At 73.0% G+C, this 16,665-nt stretch carries 14 protein-coding genes and 1 pseudogene; 9 read left to right on the top strand and 6 right to left on the bottom strand.

Going from position 1 to position 16,665, the window contains the following annotated elements; translation table 11 throughout:
* Nucleotides 1-37: 37 nt before the first annotated feature.
* Both purQ and purS read right to left on the bottom strand, forming a co-directional pair.
* On the bottom strand, nt 38-721 hold the full coding sequence (purQ, locus tag SM447_RS04990; protein WP_474571525.1) for a phosphoribosylformylglycinamidine synthase subunit PurQ: 684 nt from the start codon (nt 719-721) through the stop codon (nt 38-40).
* Nucleotides 718-981, bottom strand: coding sequence for a phosphoribosylformylglycinamidine synthase subunit PurS (gene purS / locus SM447_RS04985; RefSeq protein WP_210939093.1), 264 nt, complete (start codon nt 979-981; stop codon nt 718-720). Before purS ends, purQ begins: the two co-directional genes overlap by 4 nt.
* Nucleotides 982-1,424: 443 nt before the next feature.
* Between purS and SM447_RS04980 the strand changes: the two genes are divergently transcribed.
* Together SM447_RS04980 and SM447_RS04975 are read left to right on the top strand one after the other, a co-directional pair.
* Entirely contained in the window at nt 1,425-2,105 is a 681-nt protein-coding gene (locus SM447_RS04980; RefSeq protein ID WP_474571524.1) for a S1 family peptidase, read from the top strand.
* 24 nt (nt 2,106-2,129) lie between these two features.
* Nucleotides 2,130-2,693, top strand: a complete 564-nt coding sequence (locus tag SM447_RS04975) for a YbjQ family protein (protein ID WP_474571523.1) — start codon at nt 2,130-2,132, stop codon at nt 2,691-2,693.
* A 110-nt stretch (nt 2,694-2,803) separates the two neighbouring features.
* Here SM447_RS04975 and purB read toward each other — a convergent pair whose 3' ends face one another.
* The 4 genes from purB to SM447_RS04955 form a co-directional block, all read right to left on the bottom strand.
* Nucleotides 2,804-4,228, bottom strand: a complete 1,425-nt coding sequence (gene purB, locus SM447_RS04970) for an adenylosuccinate lyase (protein ID WP_474571522.1) — start codon at nt 4,226-4,228, stop codon at nt 2,804-2,806.
* 69 nt (nt 4,229-4,297) lie between these two features.
* Nucleotides 4,298-6,871: a hypothetical protein gene (locus tag SM447_RS04965; RefSeq protein ID WP_474571521.1), complete on the bottom strand. Its 2,574-nt coding sequence runs from the start codon at nt 6,869-6,871 to the stop codon at nt 4,298-4,300.
* Nucleotides 6,864-7,901: a glycosyltransferase family 2 protein gene (locus SM447_RS04960; RefSeq protein WP_474571520.1), complete on the bottom strand. Its 1,038-nt coding sequence runs from the start codon at nt 7,899-7,901 to the stop codon at nt 6,864-6,866. Before SM447_RS04960 ends, SM447_RS04965 begins: the two co-directional genes overlap by 8 nt.
* Nucleotides 7,902-8,027: 126 nt before the next feature.
* Nucleotides 8,028-9,320 carry an acetyl-CoA C-acetyltransferase gene (locus tag SM447_RS04955; RefSeq protein WP_474571519.1) on the bottom strand — a complete coding sequence of 431 codons (1,293 nt, stop codon included), beginning with the start codon at nt 9,318-9,320 and terminating at the stop codon, nt 8,028-8,030.
* A 54-nt stretch (nt 9,321-9,374) separates the two neighbouring features.
* Here SM447_RS04955 and SM447_RS04950 point away from each other — a divergent pair, with 54 nt between their 5' ends.
* The 7 genes and pseudogenes from SM447_RS04950 to SM447_RS04920 all read left to right on the top strand — a co-directional run bounded on the left by SM447_RS04950 (nt 9,375) and on the right by SM447_RS04920 (nt 16,663).
* The gene (locus tag SM447_RS04950; RefSeq protein ID WP_474571518.1) at nt 9,375-10,748 is read left to right on the top strand and encodes a 3-oxoacyl-ACP reductase; all 1,374 of its coding nucleotides are present in this window, start codon (nt 9,375-9,377) and stop codon (nt 10,746-10,748) included.
* A gap of 293 nt (nt 10,749-11,041) precedes the next feature.
* Nucleotides 11,042-11,963, top strand: a pseudogene (locus SM447_RS04945) (MaoC/PaaZ C-terminal domain-containing protein).
* A 6-nt stretch (nt 11,964-11,969) separates the two neighbouring features.
* The gene (locus SM447_RS04940; RefSeq protein WP_474571517.1) at nt 11,970-12,728 is read left to right on the top strand and encodes an NUDIX hydrolase; all 759 of its coding nucleotides are present in this window, start codon (nt 11,970-11,972) and stop codon (nt 12,726-12,728) included.
* A complete protein-coding gene (locus SM447_RS04935; RefSeq protein ID WP_474571516.1) occupies nt 12,725-13,699 on the top strand; it encodes a protein kinase family protein in 975 nt (324 codons plus the stop codon). The genes SM447_RS04940 and SM447_RS04935 overlap by 4 nt, the downstream gene beginning before the upstream one ends.
* Nucleotides 13,700-13,709: 10 nt before the next feature.
* Nucleotides 13,710-14,669, top strand: coding sequence for a hypothetical protein (locus tag SM447_RS04930; protein WP_474571515.1), 960 nt, complete (start codon nt 13,710-13,712; stop codon nt 14,667-14,669).
* Entirely contained in the window at nt 14,666-16,003 is a 1,338-nt protein-coding gene (locus tag SM447_RS04925; RefSeq protein WP_474571514.1) for an adenylosuccinate synthetase, read from the top strand. Before SM447_RS04930 ends, SM447_RS04925 begins: the two co-directional genes overlap by 4 nt.
* A 48-nt stretch (nt 16,004-16,051) precedes the next feature.
* The gene (locus SM447_RS04920; protein WP_474571513.1) at nt 16,052-16,663 is read left to right on the top strand and encodes a DedA family protein; all 612 of its coding nucleotides are present in this window, start codon (nt 16,052-16,054) and stop codon (nt 16,661-16,663) included.
* Nucleotides 16,664-16,665: the final 2 nt, after the last annotated feature.

Below are 16,665 nucleotides of genomic sequence, written 5' to 3'. Positions count from 1 at the left end.
GGGCGGGTGAGCCGACCGATGATCCCGCCGCGGACGGTCACGCCGGCGCCCCCACCAGGTGCTTCAGCACCGAGGTGAAGAAGCCGAGGCCGTCGAGGGAGGGGCCGGTGAGCGCCTCCACCGCGTGTTCGGGATGCGGCATGATGCCGACCACGTTGCCGGCCGGGTTGGTGATCGCGGCGATGTCCCGCTGAGATCCGTTGGGGTTGCCGCCGACGTAGCGGGCGACGACGCGACCCTCGGCCTCAAGCTCGTCCAGCGTCGCCGGGTCGGCGACGTAGCAGCCCTCGCCGTTCTTGACCGGGATCAGGACCTCCTGGCCGGGCTGGAACGTGTTCGTCCAGGCGGTGCCGGTCGCCTCGATGCGCAGGATCTGGTCGCGGTTGCGGAAGTGCAGGTGCTGGTTGCGGGTAAGCGCGCCGGGCAGCAGGTGAGCCTCGCAGAGGATCTGGAAGCCGTTGCAGATGCCCAGCACCGGCAGGCCGCCGCCGGCCGCGTCGATGATCTTCTCCATCACCGGGGCGAACCGCGCGATGGCACCGCAGCGGAGGTAGTCGCCGTAGGAGAAGCCGCCGGGCAGGACGACGGCGTCCACCCCGTGCAGCTCCGCCTCGCCGTGCCAGAGACGCACCGGTTCCGCGCCGGCGATCCGGACGGCCCGAGCCGCGTCCCCGTCGTCCAGCGAACCGGGGAACGTCACCACGCCGACCCGGGCGGTCACGACCGGGCTTCCGCGGGTTCGTCGGTCTCGACCAGACGGACCGTGAAGTCCTCGATGACCGGGTTGGCGAGCAACTTGTCGGCGATCTCCCGGGCCCGGTCCAGGTCCGGTTCACCGGTAAAGTCGATCTCGATCCGCCTGCCGATCCGTACCGAGGCGACGTCATTGACGCCGAGCCGGGGCAGCGCGTTTGCGACGGCCTGGCCCTGAGGATCGAGGATCTCGGGCTTGAGCATGACGTCGACGACGACGCGAGGCACTGGGCACTCCTGACTGTGTACGCAGTTGGGTGCCGACCCACAACGGGCGAGCGCAGCCAGCGTACCTGGCAGATGCCGCGCCAGACGCACCGGCCGGAGCCCACCGGGCGACGCGCGGCGCTGTCCGCACAGCGTCATCGGTACCGATACGGGTTCGTTGCGATCCCGATACGGCATTGTTGCCGGACTGTCCGGCGGGTCGGTCCCGAGCCGTGTCGCGGAGCAGCCTGGGGCGTCGCCGGCCGGGCGGGGGCCGGCGACGGGAAATCCAACTGTTACATCAGCTTGTTTGAATGAGCCTCTTGTGAAACACCTCACCGGGCCCTACGGTACATCGTCAGACGTCGATTTATCGCCGTCTGACGGTGGCGGATCACCCCCGTCCGCCACCGCAGCCCGTCCCGGTAACCCCGGGTCCTGGAAACCCCGAAGGAGCCCCACCGATGCGCATCCGATCCCTGATCGCGGTCTTCGCCACCGCCATGGCCGGCGTGCTCGGCGCCAGCTCCGGCGCCGTCGCCTCACCCGTCAGCCCGTACATCATCGGCGGCAGCACCGTCTCCTCGGCGCCGTGGGCCGCCGCGGTCTTCAGCAACGGCTCGTTCACCTGCTCCGGCACGATCATCGCGCCGCAGTGGGTCCTCACCGCACGGCACTGCCTCGGCGGCACGATGTCGGTCCGGGTGGGCAGCGTCAACCGCACCTCCGGCGGCGTCACCCGCACGGTCAGCGCCACCTACGGTCAGTACGACGTGGCCCTGATGCGCCTGTCCAGCTCGGTCAGCACCAGCTACGTCAGCCTGGCCTCCAGCAACCCGCCGGTCGGCTCGACCAACTCGATCTACGGCTGGGGCATGACCTGCTACAGCGGCTGCTCGGCCTCGACCCAGCTCAAGACCGCGAACGTCCAGGTCACCAGCACGAACGTGAGTGACGCGTACGGCGGGCAGGCGATCCGGAGCACCCGGATCAACGGCAACGCCTGGCGCGGCGACTCGGGTGGTCCGCAGTTCTACAACGGGCTCCAGGTCGGCGTGGCCTCCACCGCCGACGGCCAGAGCATCCAGAACTACGGCAGCGTCGCGTACAACCGGGCCTGGATCCGGTCCGTTTCGGGCGTCTGACGGTTAGCGCCCCCGGCGGCGCGGATGGTGGGCCCTGCGCCCGCCGTCCGCGCCGCGCTGTTTTTCAGCATCCGAGCAGGTGAACAAGGCTCACGATGCGCCGCAGCCGCGCCTGCCAGCATCGGAAACGTGCTGGTCGTGACGACGGATCAACTACCCGGCTACGAGATCCGCCAGATCCTCGGCGAAGTGGTCTCCTCCATGGCCAGGACCCGCAACCCGTACCGCGAGGGAGTGAAGAACCTGCGCGGTGGCGCGTACGACCCGATGGCGCCGGACAACCTCACCCGTTGGCGTACCGACTCGGTGGCCCGGCTCGGCGAGGAGGCCCGGCGGCTCGGTGCGAACGCCGTGGTGGGGATGCGGTTCGACAGCCGCGACTGCGGCGAGATGTGGATGGAGATCTGCGCCTACGGCACGGCCGTGATCGTGGCGCCCAAGGTCCCCGACGTCATGCCCCCCGACCAGCCCCTGGTGGCGGCGGAAACCGCCCAGGAGCCCGCCTTCGCGGAGTCCCCAGGCAAGCTCGCCGAACCACCCAGCGCACCCACCCTCTCCACCGCCCCCGAAACCCCCACCCGCGAGTGACCCACGACCTCCGCCCAGCCCTCTTCAACTCGTTGATCATGAAGTTGTTGTCGCCCGCACCGCGTGTCGGCGACAACAACTTCATGATCAACCGAACGGGGGGCTGGGGGTTAGAGGATGGGGGGTGGGGAGTAGGCGGCGGCTTGGGGGTGGGTTTCGACGATTTTGGTGATTCTTGCGGTTACTGCCTGGATCTGGGTGGGGGCGGCGCCTACGAAGGCGGCGCGGTCGGCCACCAGGGCGTCGATCTCGGGGCGGGTGAGACCGAGGCGGGGGTCGGCGGCGAGGCGGTCGAAGAGGTCGTTGTCGAGGGCGCCCTTCTCCCGCATGGCCAGCGCGACCGCGACGGCGTGCTCCTTGATCACCTCGTGGGCGACCTCCCGGCCGACGCCCCGGCGGACGGCCGCCACCAGGATCTTGGTGGTGGCCAGGAACGGCAGGAACCGCTCCAGTTCCCGGTTGATCACCGCCGGGTACGCGCCGAACTCGTCGAGCACGGTGAGGAACGTCTGGAACAGGCCGTCGGCGGCGAAGAAGGCGTCCGGCAGGGCGACCCGGCGCACCACCGAGCAGGAGACGTCCCCCTCGTTCCACTGGTCGCCGGCCAACTCGCCAACCATGGACAGGTAGCCGCGGATGATCACCGCGAAGCCGTTGACCCGCTCGGAGGAGCGGGTGTTCATCTTGTGCGGCATCGCGCTGGAACCGACCTGACCCGGCTTGAAGCCCTCGGTGGCCAACTCCTGGCCGACCATCAGCCGGATCGTGGTGGCCAGCGACGAGGGCGCCGCCGCCACCTGCGCCAGCGCGGAGAGCACGTCGAAATCGAGCGAACGCGGGTAGACCTGCCCCACGCTGTCCAGCACCCGGCTGAAGCCGAGGTGCTCGGCGACCCGCCGCTCCAGCTCGGCGACCTTGTCCGCGTCGCCGTCGAAGAGGTCGAGCTGGTCGGCGGCGGTACCCACCGGACCCTTGATCCCCCGCAGCGGGTACCGGTCGATCAGGTCCTCCAGCCGCTCGTACGCAATGAGCAGTTCCTCGGCCGCCGACGCGAAGCGCTTGCCCAGCGTGGTGGCCTGCGCCGCCACGTTGTGCGACCGGCCGGCCATCACCACGTCGGCGTACTCGTGCGCGTGCCAGGCGAGCCGGACCAGCGTCGCCACCACCCGGTCCCGGATCAGCTCCAGCGAGCGGCGCACCTGGAGCTGCTCGACGTTCTCGGTGAGGTCCCGGGAGGTCATCCCCTTGTGCACGTGCTCGTGTCCGGCGAGGTCACTGAACTCCTCGATCCGCGCCTTCACGTCGTGCCGGGTCACCCGCTCCCGCGCCGCGATCGAGGCCAGGTCGACGTCGTCGAGCACCCGCTCGTACGCCTCGACCACCCCGTCCGGGACCGCCACGCCCAGGTCCCGCTGGGCCCGGAGTACGGCCAGCCAGAGCCGGCGTTCCAGGCGGATCTTCTCCTCCGGCGACCAGAGGGTGACCAGCTCGGGTGAGGCGTACCGGTTGGCGAGCACGTTCGGGATCGTCGTCACCCCGCCATTCTCCGGCACCGCCGTCCGGCCTCCCGGCGGGGTACGGCTGGACAGCCGGACGGGACCGGGTCAGCGCAGTTCGTGGATGGTGACCGGACCTGCCGCGTACCGGACCGGCGCGAGGCGGGCCAGCTCGGGCGAGACCGCGCCGGCCCGGCGGTCGGTGAGCAGCCAGCGCACCCCGAGCTCGCGGCGCAGCCGCTCCAGGTCGGCGGCGGTGGGGGCGGTGAACACCCGCGCGTTGAGCGCGAACAGCTCGGCATCGGGCGGGGCCTGCCGGGGGTACGCCAGGTTGTCGCGACCGTGCGCGGCCAGCGCCGCGTCGGTGTAACCCCAGCTCTCCACCACCGCCCGCCGTCCGCCCAGCCCGGTCACCCAGAAGGCGCGGGCGTCGCAGCGGGGGGTGGTGTGCACCGGCCGGCAGTGCACGTTGGTCGCCACCACATCGTCTCGGCCGGTGTTGGCGTCCAGCCAGAGGGCGGCCCGCATCTCCTCGGCGGTGACCGTGAACCGTCGCTCCACCTCGGTGGGCGGCTGCGGGTCGGCCAGGGCGTCGCGTACCGAATGGTCGATCCCGGCGGCGAGACCGGCCCCGAGCAGCGCGGCCACCACCCCGGCCACGGCCGCCGGAGCGAGCCGACCCGGCGGACCGGCGGTGGAACCGCGCCGGCCAGCCACCTCGGCGACCATCGGACCGCTGCCGCCCGGACCGACGAGCGCCAGGCCGCCGGCTGGTCGCCGAGCCCGCAGCGCGGCCACTGCCATGGCGAGCGCGGCGGCCACGGCGACGAGGGCGGCGTACCGGAGCGCAGACCAGCCGAGCACCGACAGCCAGCCGTCGACGGCGGCGTCCAGCGCCGGCCCGCTGGGCACCGTGCGGGGTTCCGGTGCGGTGGGCGGGTCGAGCGGCGGCACGAGCAGTTCCGCCAGCACGCCGAGCACGCCGGCGACGACCACCGCGGGCCCGGGCGCCCGGGTCTGGGCCAGCAGCCAGCCGGCCAGCACCGCACCGAGCGGCATGACCGCCATCCAGAAGTACGCCTGGCTGGCCGACGGGTGGAAGGTGAGCCAGGCGGCGGCGGTGCCGGCGGCTACCGTACCGGCGAGCAGCCAGGTGGCCGGGTCGCCGCGCCCGGTCGGGCTGGCCGGCAGCAGCACGCCGATCAGCCGGGGCCCCTGCCCGAGCAGCCACGCGCCGAACAGGGCCAAGGCCAGCAGCCAGCCGGACCGCCCGGCGGCGTCCAGGTCGGGCGGGAGCAGGCCGCCGAACTGGGCGCCGTCGTCCGAGCCGTACGTCTGCTGGTAGGGCAGCATGAAGCGGATCAGCCCGAGCGCCTGTGCCCGGAGCGTGCCCGCCCCGCCGCCGGCGAACAGCCGGTAGCCGACCGCCATGGCCGCGATGAGCGTGCCGATCAGCGCCAGCCCCCGCCACGGCACCCGCCGGCCCCGCCACCACGCCACCAGCAGGGCCAGCCCGAGGCCGGCGATCAGCGGCGGCAGCACACTGGACTTGGCGCCCGCGCAGGCCAGGCCGAGCGCGGGCACCAGCGCCCAGCCGCCGCCGAGGGATCGGCCGCGCAACACCGGTACGCAGCAGCCGACGAGCAGCACCAGCAGCGGCAGCGCGTACGTCTGCGAAGGGCTGGCGTACGACAGCGGAACGGCCCCGGTCAGCGCCAGCGGTGAGCCGAGCGCGAGTGGCGCGCCTAGGTACCCGGCCCCGGCGGCCAGCGGGCCGGCCCACCAGCGGTCGGCGAGATCCCGGGCCAGCCCGGCGGTGACCAGCACCGCCACCCAGGCCACCGGTACCAGCCACAGCCGCAGCAGCACCACTGCGGGGGACACTCCGGTGATCATGCTGCCGCTGGCCATGTGGGCGTCGGACAGGTAGTGGTACCGCAGCGATTCCCCGGCGACGTGCGGCAGGGCGAATGGCATGTCCCGGGTCAGCTCGTGCACCAGCCCCAGGTGGTAGAGCAGATCCTGGTAGTACGCGTGGTCCGCCGGAGGCAGCGGCACCAGCCGCCAGTTGGCGTACCCCCAGATCAGGACCAGGGCGAGCACCGCGCAGACCGCCCAGTGCCAGGCGACCGGCGGTGGTCGGCCCCAGGCCGGACCCGTCCAGCCGCCGCGCGGCCCGCCGGGTGCGGCGGTGCGCCAGTGCCGCCGCAGCCGGGGCACCGCGAGGAACACCACCACCAGCGGCAACGGCCACCAGCGAAGCACGGACTGGGCCCCGGTGGCGGCGGCCAACGCCCACGCGGCGAGTTCCAGCAGCAGGCCGGTGGCCGCGCCGTGGCCGAGATCCTCGGGCAGGCTGCCCCGGCTACCGCGCAGCGCCCGGTGGATCAGTGTCCCCGGCAGCACCAGGGCCAGCGCCCAGTACGCGCCGAACGCCGCGATGTCGGCGACCGGCACGCCACCACGCCACCAGAGCAGGGGCAGCGCGGCGAGCACGGCCAGCCAGGGCAGCACCACGACCACTCGGCGGGTGACCGGCCGGTGACCATGGCGACGCGGCTCGCCCGGCGCGGCCGGCTCGCCGTCGGTCGGCTCCGCGTCGACCTCCACCGCCGGCCGCGTCACGCCCGGCGGCTCGACGACCGCCGGCGACCCGGGTGCCGACGAGCGCGTCTCAGCCACGGGCGGCGGCGACCGGCCGGGGCGCACCCACCCGCGACGCCGGCTGGGCGTCCCGGGTGGCCTCCGCGGGCTCGGCGGGCACCGGTGATTCGGCGGAGTCCGCGCCGACGTGGAACGTCGGTCGGTTCTGCACGGTGGCGTAGATCCGCCCCACGTACTCGCCGAGCAGGCCCAGGCAGACCAGTTGGACCCCGCCGAGCAGCAGCACGGCGACGAACAGTGAGGTCCAGCCGGGGATGGTCACCCCGCGCAGGTGCCCGATGACACCGAAGGCGATCAGCGCCAGGCAGGCCAGGAAGCTGCCCGCTCCGAGCCAGGTGGCCAGGCGCAGCGGCGCGGCGGAGAAGTTGGCGACGCTGTCCCAGGCCAGCGCGATCATGCGGGGCAGCGGATACTTGGTCTGGCCCGCGTGCCGGGCCTCGCGTACGTAGCGCACCTGTGCGCTGGGAAAGCCGAGCGCGGGCACCAGCAGCCGGTACACCGGGGTTCGCTCGGGCAGCCGGCGCAGCGTCTCCACCACCTCGCGGCTGATCATCCGGAAGTCGCCGGCCTGCGCGGGCACCTCCGCGCCGACGACCCGGCGCATCAGCCGGTAGTACGCCTGCGCGGTGCGCCGCTTGAAGAACGTGTCGGTGCTGCGGTCCGCGCGTACCCCGTACACCACATCGGCTCCGGCTCGGGCCAGGCGCAGCATCTCGGGGATGCTCTCCGGCGGGTCCTGGAGGTCGGCGTCGAGGCTGACCACCCACCGGCCGCGGGCCCGGTGCAGCCCGGCGGTCAGCGCCGCCTGGTGGCCGCTGTTGCGGCGCAGCCGCACGATCCGCAGCTGGGGCCAGGCGACGGCCTGCGCGGTCAGCAGCTCCACAGTGGCGTCCCGGCTACCGTCGTCGACGGCCACCACCTCGTAGGCGGTGTCCAGCCCGTCCAACACGGGCCGCAGCCGCGCGACGAGACCGGGTATCACGTCCTCTTCGTTGAACATGGGGATGACCACGGACAGCGTGATCTCCCCGGCTGCGCTCGTTTCCATCGTCTGCCGGCCCCGTTCCGGACGCGTTGGCCACCTGGCCCGCGCACGGCACGTGCGCGGGCGCTCACCTTCCCGCAACCGGGTGGCGGGCGACTGGCTCCGGCGTGAACGAACGGCGAATGAAGGTCAGCGTTCCAGGATCGCGGTCACACCCTGGCCGCCGGCGGCGCAGATCGAGATCAGGCCGCGGCCGCTGCCCTTTTCCGCGAGCAGCTTGGCCAGGGTGGCGACGATCCGGCCGCCGGTGGCGGCGAACGGGTGACCGGCGGCCAGCGAGGAGCCGTTCACGTTGAGCTTGTCGGTGTCGATGGAACCGAGCGGGGCGTCGAGGCCGAGCCGGTCCTTGCAGAACTCCGGGGACTCCCAGGCGGCCAGGGTCGCCAGCACCTGCGAGGCGAACGCCTCGTGGATCTCGTAGTAGTCGAAGTCCTGCAGGGTGAGTCCGGCTCGGGTGAGCAACCGGGGCACCGCGTACGCGGGCGCCATCAGCAGCCCCTCGTCACCGTGCACGAAGTCCACCGCGCCCGTCTCCGACCAGGAGAACCATGCCTGGACCGGCAGGTTGTGCTCGCGCGCCCACTCCTCGCTGGCCAGCAACACCGTCGAGGCGCCGTCGGTCAGCGGTGAGGAGTTGCCGGCGGTCATGGTGGCCCGCTCGGCGTCGGGACCCTTGGCACCGAAGACCGGTCGCAGCGCGCCCAGCTTCTCCAGGGTGGTGTCGGGGCGGAGGTTCTGGTCGCGGGTCAGCCCCAGGTAGGGGGTCATCAGGTCGTCGAAGAACCCCTTGTCGTACGCGGCGGCGAGTCGCTGGTGCGAGCGGAGCGCCAGCTCGTCCTGCGCCTGCCGGTCGATGTTCCAGCGCAGCGCGGTCTGTGCGGCGTGCTCGCCCATGGACAGGCCGGTGCGCGGCTCGGCGTTGCGCGGGATCTCCGGCTTGAACGGTTGGGCCGGGCGCAGTTTCGCGGCGATCCGCAGCCGCTCGCCGAGGGTGCGGGCCGAGTTCAGCTTGAGCAGGGTGCGGCGCATGTCCTCGTTGACGGCGAGCGGCGCGTCGGAGGTGGTGTCGACGCCACCGGCGATACCGACGTCGAGCTGGCCGAGGGCGATCTTGTTGGCGACCAGGATGGCGGCCTCCAGGCCGGTGCCGCAAGCCTGCTGGATGTCGTACGCGGGGGTGCGCGGGTCGAGCTTCGAGCCGAGCACCACCTCACGGGTCAGGTTGAAGTCCTTCGAGTGCTTGAGCACCGCGCCCGCGACCACCTCGCCGACCTGCTTCCCGGCCAGGCCGAACCGGGCGATCAGCCCGTCCAGGGCGGCGCCCAGCATGTCGGCGTTGGAGGCGCTGGCGTAACGCGAGTTGGAGCGGGCGAAGGGGATCCGGTTGCCACCGATGACCGCGACCCGTCGAACGTTCTGCACGATCCGCCTCCTCGAAAGTGTTGCCCACACCTTACTCACCAGTAGGCTACGCCTATGACCGACAGGTATGCGAGCTTCGTCCAGTCGGGGGCCGGGCGGGCGCTGGTCAAGCGCCTCGGGCTGCCCGATCCGCCGCGACTGCGCCGGCACGCACCCGGCGAGCCGATCCTGCCCGGGCTGGTCCTGCTCGGTGCCGCCGCCGGTGGGCGGCTCACCGAACCGGTCGGCAAGGCCCTGGCCGCCGCCGGGCTCGCCCTGCGCGATCCGGCCACCGCCGTGCCGGACCCGGACACCGGTCGTACGCCGGAAAGCGCCGCTCTCGTCTACGACGCTACCGGGATCACCGACTCGTCCCAACTGCGCCAGCTCTACGACTTCTTCCACCCGCAGGCCCGGGCGGTGCAGCCCAGCGGCCGGGTGATCGTGCTGGGCACCCCGCCGACCGAGTGCGGTACGCCCCGCGAGGCGACCGCCCAGCGGGCCCTGGAGGGGCTGACCCGCAGCATCGGCAAGGAGTTCGGTCGAGGCATCACCGCCCAGTTGGTGTACGTCACGCGGGACGCCGACGAGGGCACCTGGACCAGCCTGGAGGGGACCCTGCGGTTCCTGCTGTCGGGTCGGTCCGCGTACGTCTCGGGGCAGGTGATCCGGGTCGGTGCCGGGCAGGCCACCGCACCGGCGGACTGGGACCGCCCACTCGACGGACAGGTGGTGCTGGTCACCGGCGCGGCCCGGGGCATCGGCGCGGCGCTGGCCCGGGTGCTGGCTCGCGACGGCGCGACCGTGGTGGCGCTGGACGTCCCGGCCGCCGGGGACGAGCTGGCCTCGGTGGCCAACGAGATCGGCGGCAGCGCGGTGCAGCTCGACCTGACCGCCGCCGACGCGCCGGCCCGACTCGCCGAGCACCTGGCCAGCCGGCACGGCCGGGTGGACGTGGTGGTGCACAACGCCGGCATCACCCGGGACAAGACCCTCGGCCGGATGGACGCCGACCGGTGGGACCAGGTCATCGACGTCAACCTGTCCAGCCAGGAACGGATCAACGACCTGCTGCTGGAGCGCGAGCTGATTCCGGCCGGCGGCCGGATCATCGGCGTCTCCTCGATCGCCGGGATCGCCGGTAACCGGGGCCAGACCAACTACGCCACCAGCAAGGCCGGGGTCATCGGGCTGGTCGACTCGCTCGCGCCGCTGCTGCGGGAGCGGCAGATCAGCGTCAACGCCGTCGCGCCCGGGTTCATCGAGACCCGGCTGACCGCCCGGATCCCGCTGATGCTGCGCGAGGCCGGCCGGCGGATGAACAGCCTGTCGCAGGGTGGGTTGCCGGTGGACGTCGCGGAGACCATCGGCTGGCTCGCCTGGCCGGCGTCCGGCGCGGTCAGCGGCAACGTGGTCCGGGTCTGCGGCCAGAGCCTGCTGGGGGCGTGATGGCCAGGCGCAGACGCGGCGACGAGCCGGTCGACGACCTGTCGGTCGGCGAGCTGATCGACGGACCGACCGAGGTCCTGACACCGGAGATCCGGGCCGCCGCGCTCGCCGGACCGGCAGGCGGCGGAGACCTGGAGGCCACCCACGACCTGTCCGGCCTCGCCCCGGCCGGCGGTGACGCCGACCCGCCGGTGGTGGACCCGGCGGGGACGAGCCAGGCCGGTACGCGCGCAGTCGGTGACGGTCCCGCCGGCACCGCGGCCGGCCCTGCGGAGCCGGCGGCGCGGGCCCGGGTGGAACTGTCCCGGCTGCCGGCGGCCGGTCCGCTGTACCGGCGGGCGCTGCTCAACGCGGTGCCGGGGCTGGGTGGCCGACGTGGTGCCGGGGTGCCGGCGGTCGAGTTGGCCGTCGGCGGGGTGCCGGTGGATCCGGAGCGGCTGGCCGACTACGACCGGGTCTGCGGGTTCCGCCTGGCCGACCGGTTGCCTGCGACGTTTCCGCACGTCATGGGCTTTCCGCTGGCGTTGCGGCTGATCACCGCGCCGGAGTTCCCGATTCCGCTGACCGGGGTGGTGCACGTCGGCAACCGGATCACCGTGCATCGGCCGGTCACCGTCACCGACCGACTGGACTTCACCACCTGGGCGGAGAACCTGCGCCCGCACGACCGGGGGCGGCAGGTGGACGTCGTCCTCGTCGGGTCGATCGACGGCGAGGAGGTGTGGCGCGGCGTCTCGACGTACCTGGGCCGCCAGCGCGCCCCGGACGGCGGCGGTGAGCGGCGCGACCGCGGTGAACGGCCCGCGCCGCCGACCGCCACCGCCCGCTGGCAGGTGACGCCAAGGGTGGGTACGGACTATGCGAGGGTCTCCGGCGATCACAACCCGATCCACACCTCGCGGCTCGGGGCACGACTGCTCGGCTTTCCCCGGCCCATCGCGCACGGTATGTGGAGCAAGGCACGTTGTCTCGCGGCACTGGAGAGCCGCCTACCCGACGCGTACACGGTTGAGGTGGCGTTCAAGCTGCCGGTGCCGTTGCCCGGCACGGTGGCGTTCAGCGCCAGTTCGGCGGGCCCGGGCTGGGATTTCGGTCTGCACGACCGGCGTGGTCGCCCGCATCTGGTGGGCACCATCCGCTGAGCGGGGGCCGGGTACTTGCCCGGCCCTCCCTTTTCCGCTAAGTTCTTCTCACATAGAGACGTTCTCGAAGTGAGAGTGATTGAGCGTGAACGAGCAGGACTTCCTCGCCACGTACGACCCGCGCGACTATCCGGCGGTCGCGGTCACCGTCGACGTCGTCGCCCTCACCATCCGCGACGGCGCCCTGCACCTGCTGCTGATCCGCCGCGGTGAGCAGCCGTACGCCGGCCACTGGGCGCTTCCCGGCGGGTTCGTCCGGCCCGACGAGGACCTGGCCACCGCCGCCCGACGAGAGTTGGCCGAGGAGACCGGGCTCGACGGCGAACCGCTGCGCCGCGTCCACGTCGAACAACTGGCCTCCTACGGTGCGCCGGACCGCGACCCCCGGATGCGGATCGTCTCCATCGCCCATCTCGCCTTCGCCCCCGACCTGCCGGACGCGATGGCCGGCACCGACGCCGACGAGGCGGCCTGGACACCGGTCGCCGAACTGACCAACCGGCAACTCGCCTTCGACCACGGCCAGATCGTCGCCGACGGCCTGGAGCGGGCGCGCTCCAAGCTGGAATACACCCCGCTGGCCACCCGCTTCCTGGCAGCCGAGTTCACCATCGGGGACCTGCGGGCCGTCTACGAGACGGTCTGGGGTCATCCGCTGCACGCCGGCAACTTCCACCGCAAGGTGCTCTCGGTGCCGGGCTTCGTGGAGAGCACCGGCGCCAGCACCGAACGGGGCGGCACCCGAGGCGGCCCGCGCGCCCGGCTCTACCGGGCCGGCGACGCGCGGCTGCTGCACCCGGCGCTGCTCCGCCCGGCGCGCGAGGAGACGGTGCGATGAGGACCGACGAGGCGATTCGCCTGGTCACCGCCGCCCGCGACGACCACGAACTGTTCGGTGGCGACGCGCCGGAGCGGCGCTACCGGGAGCTTGTCGGCGCCCTGCACCCCGACCGGCTCGGCTGGGTCGGGCCGGGGATCCGCGCCGCCGCCACCGACGCCTTCCTCCGGGTCACCACGCGCTGGCGGGCCCGCCGGGTGGCCGTGCTGCGCGGTTACCGGTGCGGCCGGCCCGCGTACTCCGGCGACCTCGCCGACCTGTACGACGTCGGCGCGGACCGACTGCTCAAGCTGCCACGCGACGCGGCCGACAACGACCTGATGGTCCGGGAACAGCGCGCTCTGCGCACGCTCGCCGAGCGCGGTGACCCACGCTGGCTGCCGTACGTGCCACGGCTGGTCGACGCCTTCACCCACCGCGACGCCGACACCGGGGCGGAACGCCGGATCTCGGTGCTCGGCACCGCACCCGCCCTGCACAGCCTGGTCGAGGTGAAGCGGGCGTACCCGGACGGGCTGGACGCCCGTGACGTCGCGTGGATGTGGCGACGGTTGCTGGTCGCCCTCGGTCTCGCGCACCGGGCGGGCGTGGTGCACGGCGCGGTGCTCCCGTCGCACGTACTCATCGATCCCGACGCACACGGCCTGGTGCTGGTCGACTGGTGCTTCTCCACCGAGCCCGGCGGCACCGTGCCGGCGATGGTGCCCGATCACGAGACCTGGTATCCGCCGGAGGTTCCGGATCGTCGCCCCTGCGGGCCCGGCACCGACATCTTCATGGCCACCCGCTGCATGACCTGGCTGATGAATCGGGACGCCCCGCGCCAACTGCTCGACTTCGCTCAGGGCTGCCGGCAGCGGTTCCTGCGCGCCCGCCCCGACGACGCCTGGGGGCTGCTACGCGAACTCGACGAGGTGCTGCACCGCCGCTACGGGCCGCGCACCTTCCGCCCCTTCACCCTCAATCCCTAAGGAGGCTGCCATGGGCAGCGGAACATGGTCCACCGACGTGTACGACGCCGCCGACCGGTACCGCCGGGCCACCGGCACCAGCGCCTTCTCCTACAGCGACAGCGGGGCGCGGGTGGTGCATCCGGCGCTGGACCCGCGCGGCGCGGTGCGGGAGAGCCGCGACTGCGCGGAGCACCCCCGTACGACACCGGTCGCGGTGCTCTTCGACGTGACCGGCTCGATGGGTCACGTGCCCCGCGTCCTCCAGGCCAAGCTGCCGCAGTTGCTGGGCCTGCTGCTGCGTCAGGGGTACGCCCGCGACCCGCAGATCATGTTCGGCGCGATCGGGGACGCCACCTGTGACCGGGTGCCGTTGCAGGTGGGCCAGTTCGAATCCGACAACCGGATGGACGACGATCTCGGCCGGATCGTGCTGGAGGGCGGCGGTGGCGGCCAGATGCGGGAGTCGTACGAGCTGGCCCTGTACTTCATGGCCCGCCGCACGGTCACCGACAGCTGGGAGAAGCGAGGCCGCCGCGGCTACCTGTTCGTCATCGGCGACGAACTGGCGTACCCCAAGGTGAAGGCCGCGGAGGTGAACCGGCTGCTCGATGACGACCTGCGCGAGGACGTGCCGTTGCGGCAGATCGTCGACGAGGTCACCCGCCGGTGGGACACCTACTACCTCCTGCCCGCCGGCAGCCACTACTCGGGTAACCGCCGGATGCTCGACTTCTGGCGCGACCTGCTCGGCCAGCACGCCCTGGAACTGGACGACCTGAACGCGGTCTGCGAGACGATCGCGCTCACCGTCGGTCTCGGCGAGCAGGCCATCGACCTCGACCAGGGTCTGCGGGACCTGGACCGCACCGGGTCGGCGGCCACCCCGACCGTGTCGAAGGCGCTCGCGCGGCTCGATCCCGGGTCCCGGGTCGAGGTGTCGGAACTGCCGGCCAACCGGACCACCGGCCGCGGGGTCGTGCGGCTGTGAGCCGGGCGGCGGTGGACTCGTCGCACGTCATCGTGGTCGATCTCGGGTACGGCGACGCCGGCAAGGGCACCGTCGTGGACTGGCTCTGCGCGACCCGGCCGGTGCGGACGGTGGTGCGGTTCAACGGGGGCGCGCAGGCGGCACACAACGTCGTCCTGCGCGACGGCCGACACCACACGTTCGCCCAGTTCGGAGCCGGCACCTTCCATCCCGGGGTGCGCAGTCACCTGTCCCGGCACGTGGTGGTGGACCCGCTGGCGCTGGCCGCCGAGGCGGACCACCTCGCCGCCGTCGGGGTACCCGACGCGCTCGACCGGCTGACCGTGGACGGGGAGGCACTGCTGGCCACCCCGTACCACCGGGCCGCGAACCGGGCCCGTGAGCTGGCCCGTGGAGCCGACCGGCACGGTTCCTGCGGGCTGGGGGTGGGCGAGGCGGTCGCGTACGGCCTCGCCCACCCCGACCAGGCACCCCGGGTGGCGGACTGCCGCAGCCCGGAGCTGCTGCGCCGCCGGCTGACCGCACTGCGGGACCGGCTCTGCGCCGAACTCGGCCCGCTGGACGCCCCGCCGGTCTCCGACTGTCTGCCCGCGTACCGGGCGTTCGCCGAGCGGGTGACGATCGTGGGGCGGGACTGGCTCGCCGGGGAGCTACGCGCCGGGCCGTGCGTGTTCGAGGGTGCGCAGGGGGTGCTGCTGGACGAGTGGCACGGCTTCCACCCGTACACGACGTGGAGCACCACGACCGCCGCCAACGCCGAGGCGCTGCTGGCCGAGGCGGGGTTGGCCGGGGTGGCGACCCGGATCGGGGTGCTGCGGACGGTCACCACCCGACACGGGCCGGGGCCGCTGGTGACCGAGGATCCGGCGCTCCGGCTGACCGACCCGCACAACCCGACGAACCCGTGGCAGGGCCACTTCCGGTTCGGCCACTTCGACGCGGTGGCCCACGCGTACGCCCTGGCGGTCGCCGGTGGGGTCGACGGTCTGGCGCTGACCCACCTGGATCTCGCCGAGCGTGGCCTCGACCTGCGGATCTGCCGCCGCTACGCCGGCCTGGACGGGCTGGCGCCGGGCCCGGCCGGCGACCTCGACCGGCAGGCGGCGCTCACCGCCCGCCTGCTGCGGACCGGACCGGTCTACGACGAGGCAGCGCCGACCGACTGGCCCACGGCGGTGGAGCAGGCCCTGGGCGTGCCCGTCGTGCTCACCTCCCACGGGCCCACGGCACAGGACAAGACCGTCCGGGAGGTCGGGCTGGGCACCACCCGACCCGGTGGCGGTACGGCGATCCGGGTGATGGCGGCTTCGGGCGGAAGGCCCCGTTGGCGCTGATCCGTCCGTCCCGCCCCGGTGCGCCCGCCCGACGGCGAGCATGGGTCCATGGAGGCCGCGCTCGACCTGCTCCGCCACACGCTCACCTCACCGTGGGTTTACCTGCTGCTCTTCGGTCTCACCACGATCGACGCGATCTTTCCCCTGGTGCCGGCAGAGGCGGCGGTCATCTCCGCCACCGTCCTGGCCACCGGTGGCGAGCCGAACGCCGCGCTGGTGCTGGTGGCGGCGGCACTCGGCGCGGTCGCGGGGGACCACGTCTCCTACGGGATCGGGCGTGGTGGTGGGTCGCGGCGGCTGGACCACTCTCCGGCGGACAGCCGACGCCGGGCCGGCTCGGAGTGGGCGCGACGTGCGGTCGGCCGACGCGGCGGCTCGATCCTGATCATCGCCCGCTACCTTCCGGGCGGACGGACCGCGGTCACCCTGACCATGGGGGCGATCCGGTACCCGCTACGGTCGTTCCTCCCCTTCGACGTGATCGCGGCGGTCTCCTGGGCGCTGTACTGCGTGCTGCTCGGCACCTTCGGCGGTCTGGCGTTCGAAAGTCCGCTGCACGGCATCCTGACCGGGATCGGCCTGTCGATCGCGATCACCCTGCTGCTGGAACTGGGCCGCTGGTTGCGGCGTCGCGCCCGGCACCGGGCCGTCCGTGGTTGAGC

This window comes from Micromonospora aridisoli (assembly GCF_056150025.1).
This window is presented reverse-complemented; position numbering and strand designations above follow the sequence as displayed.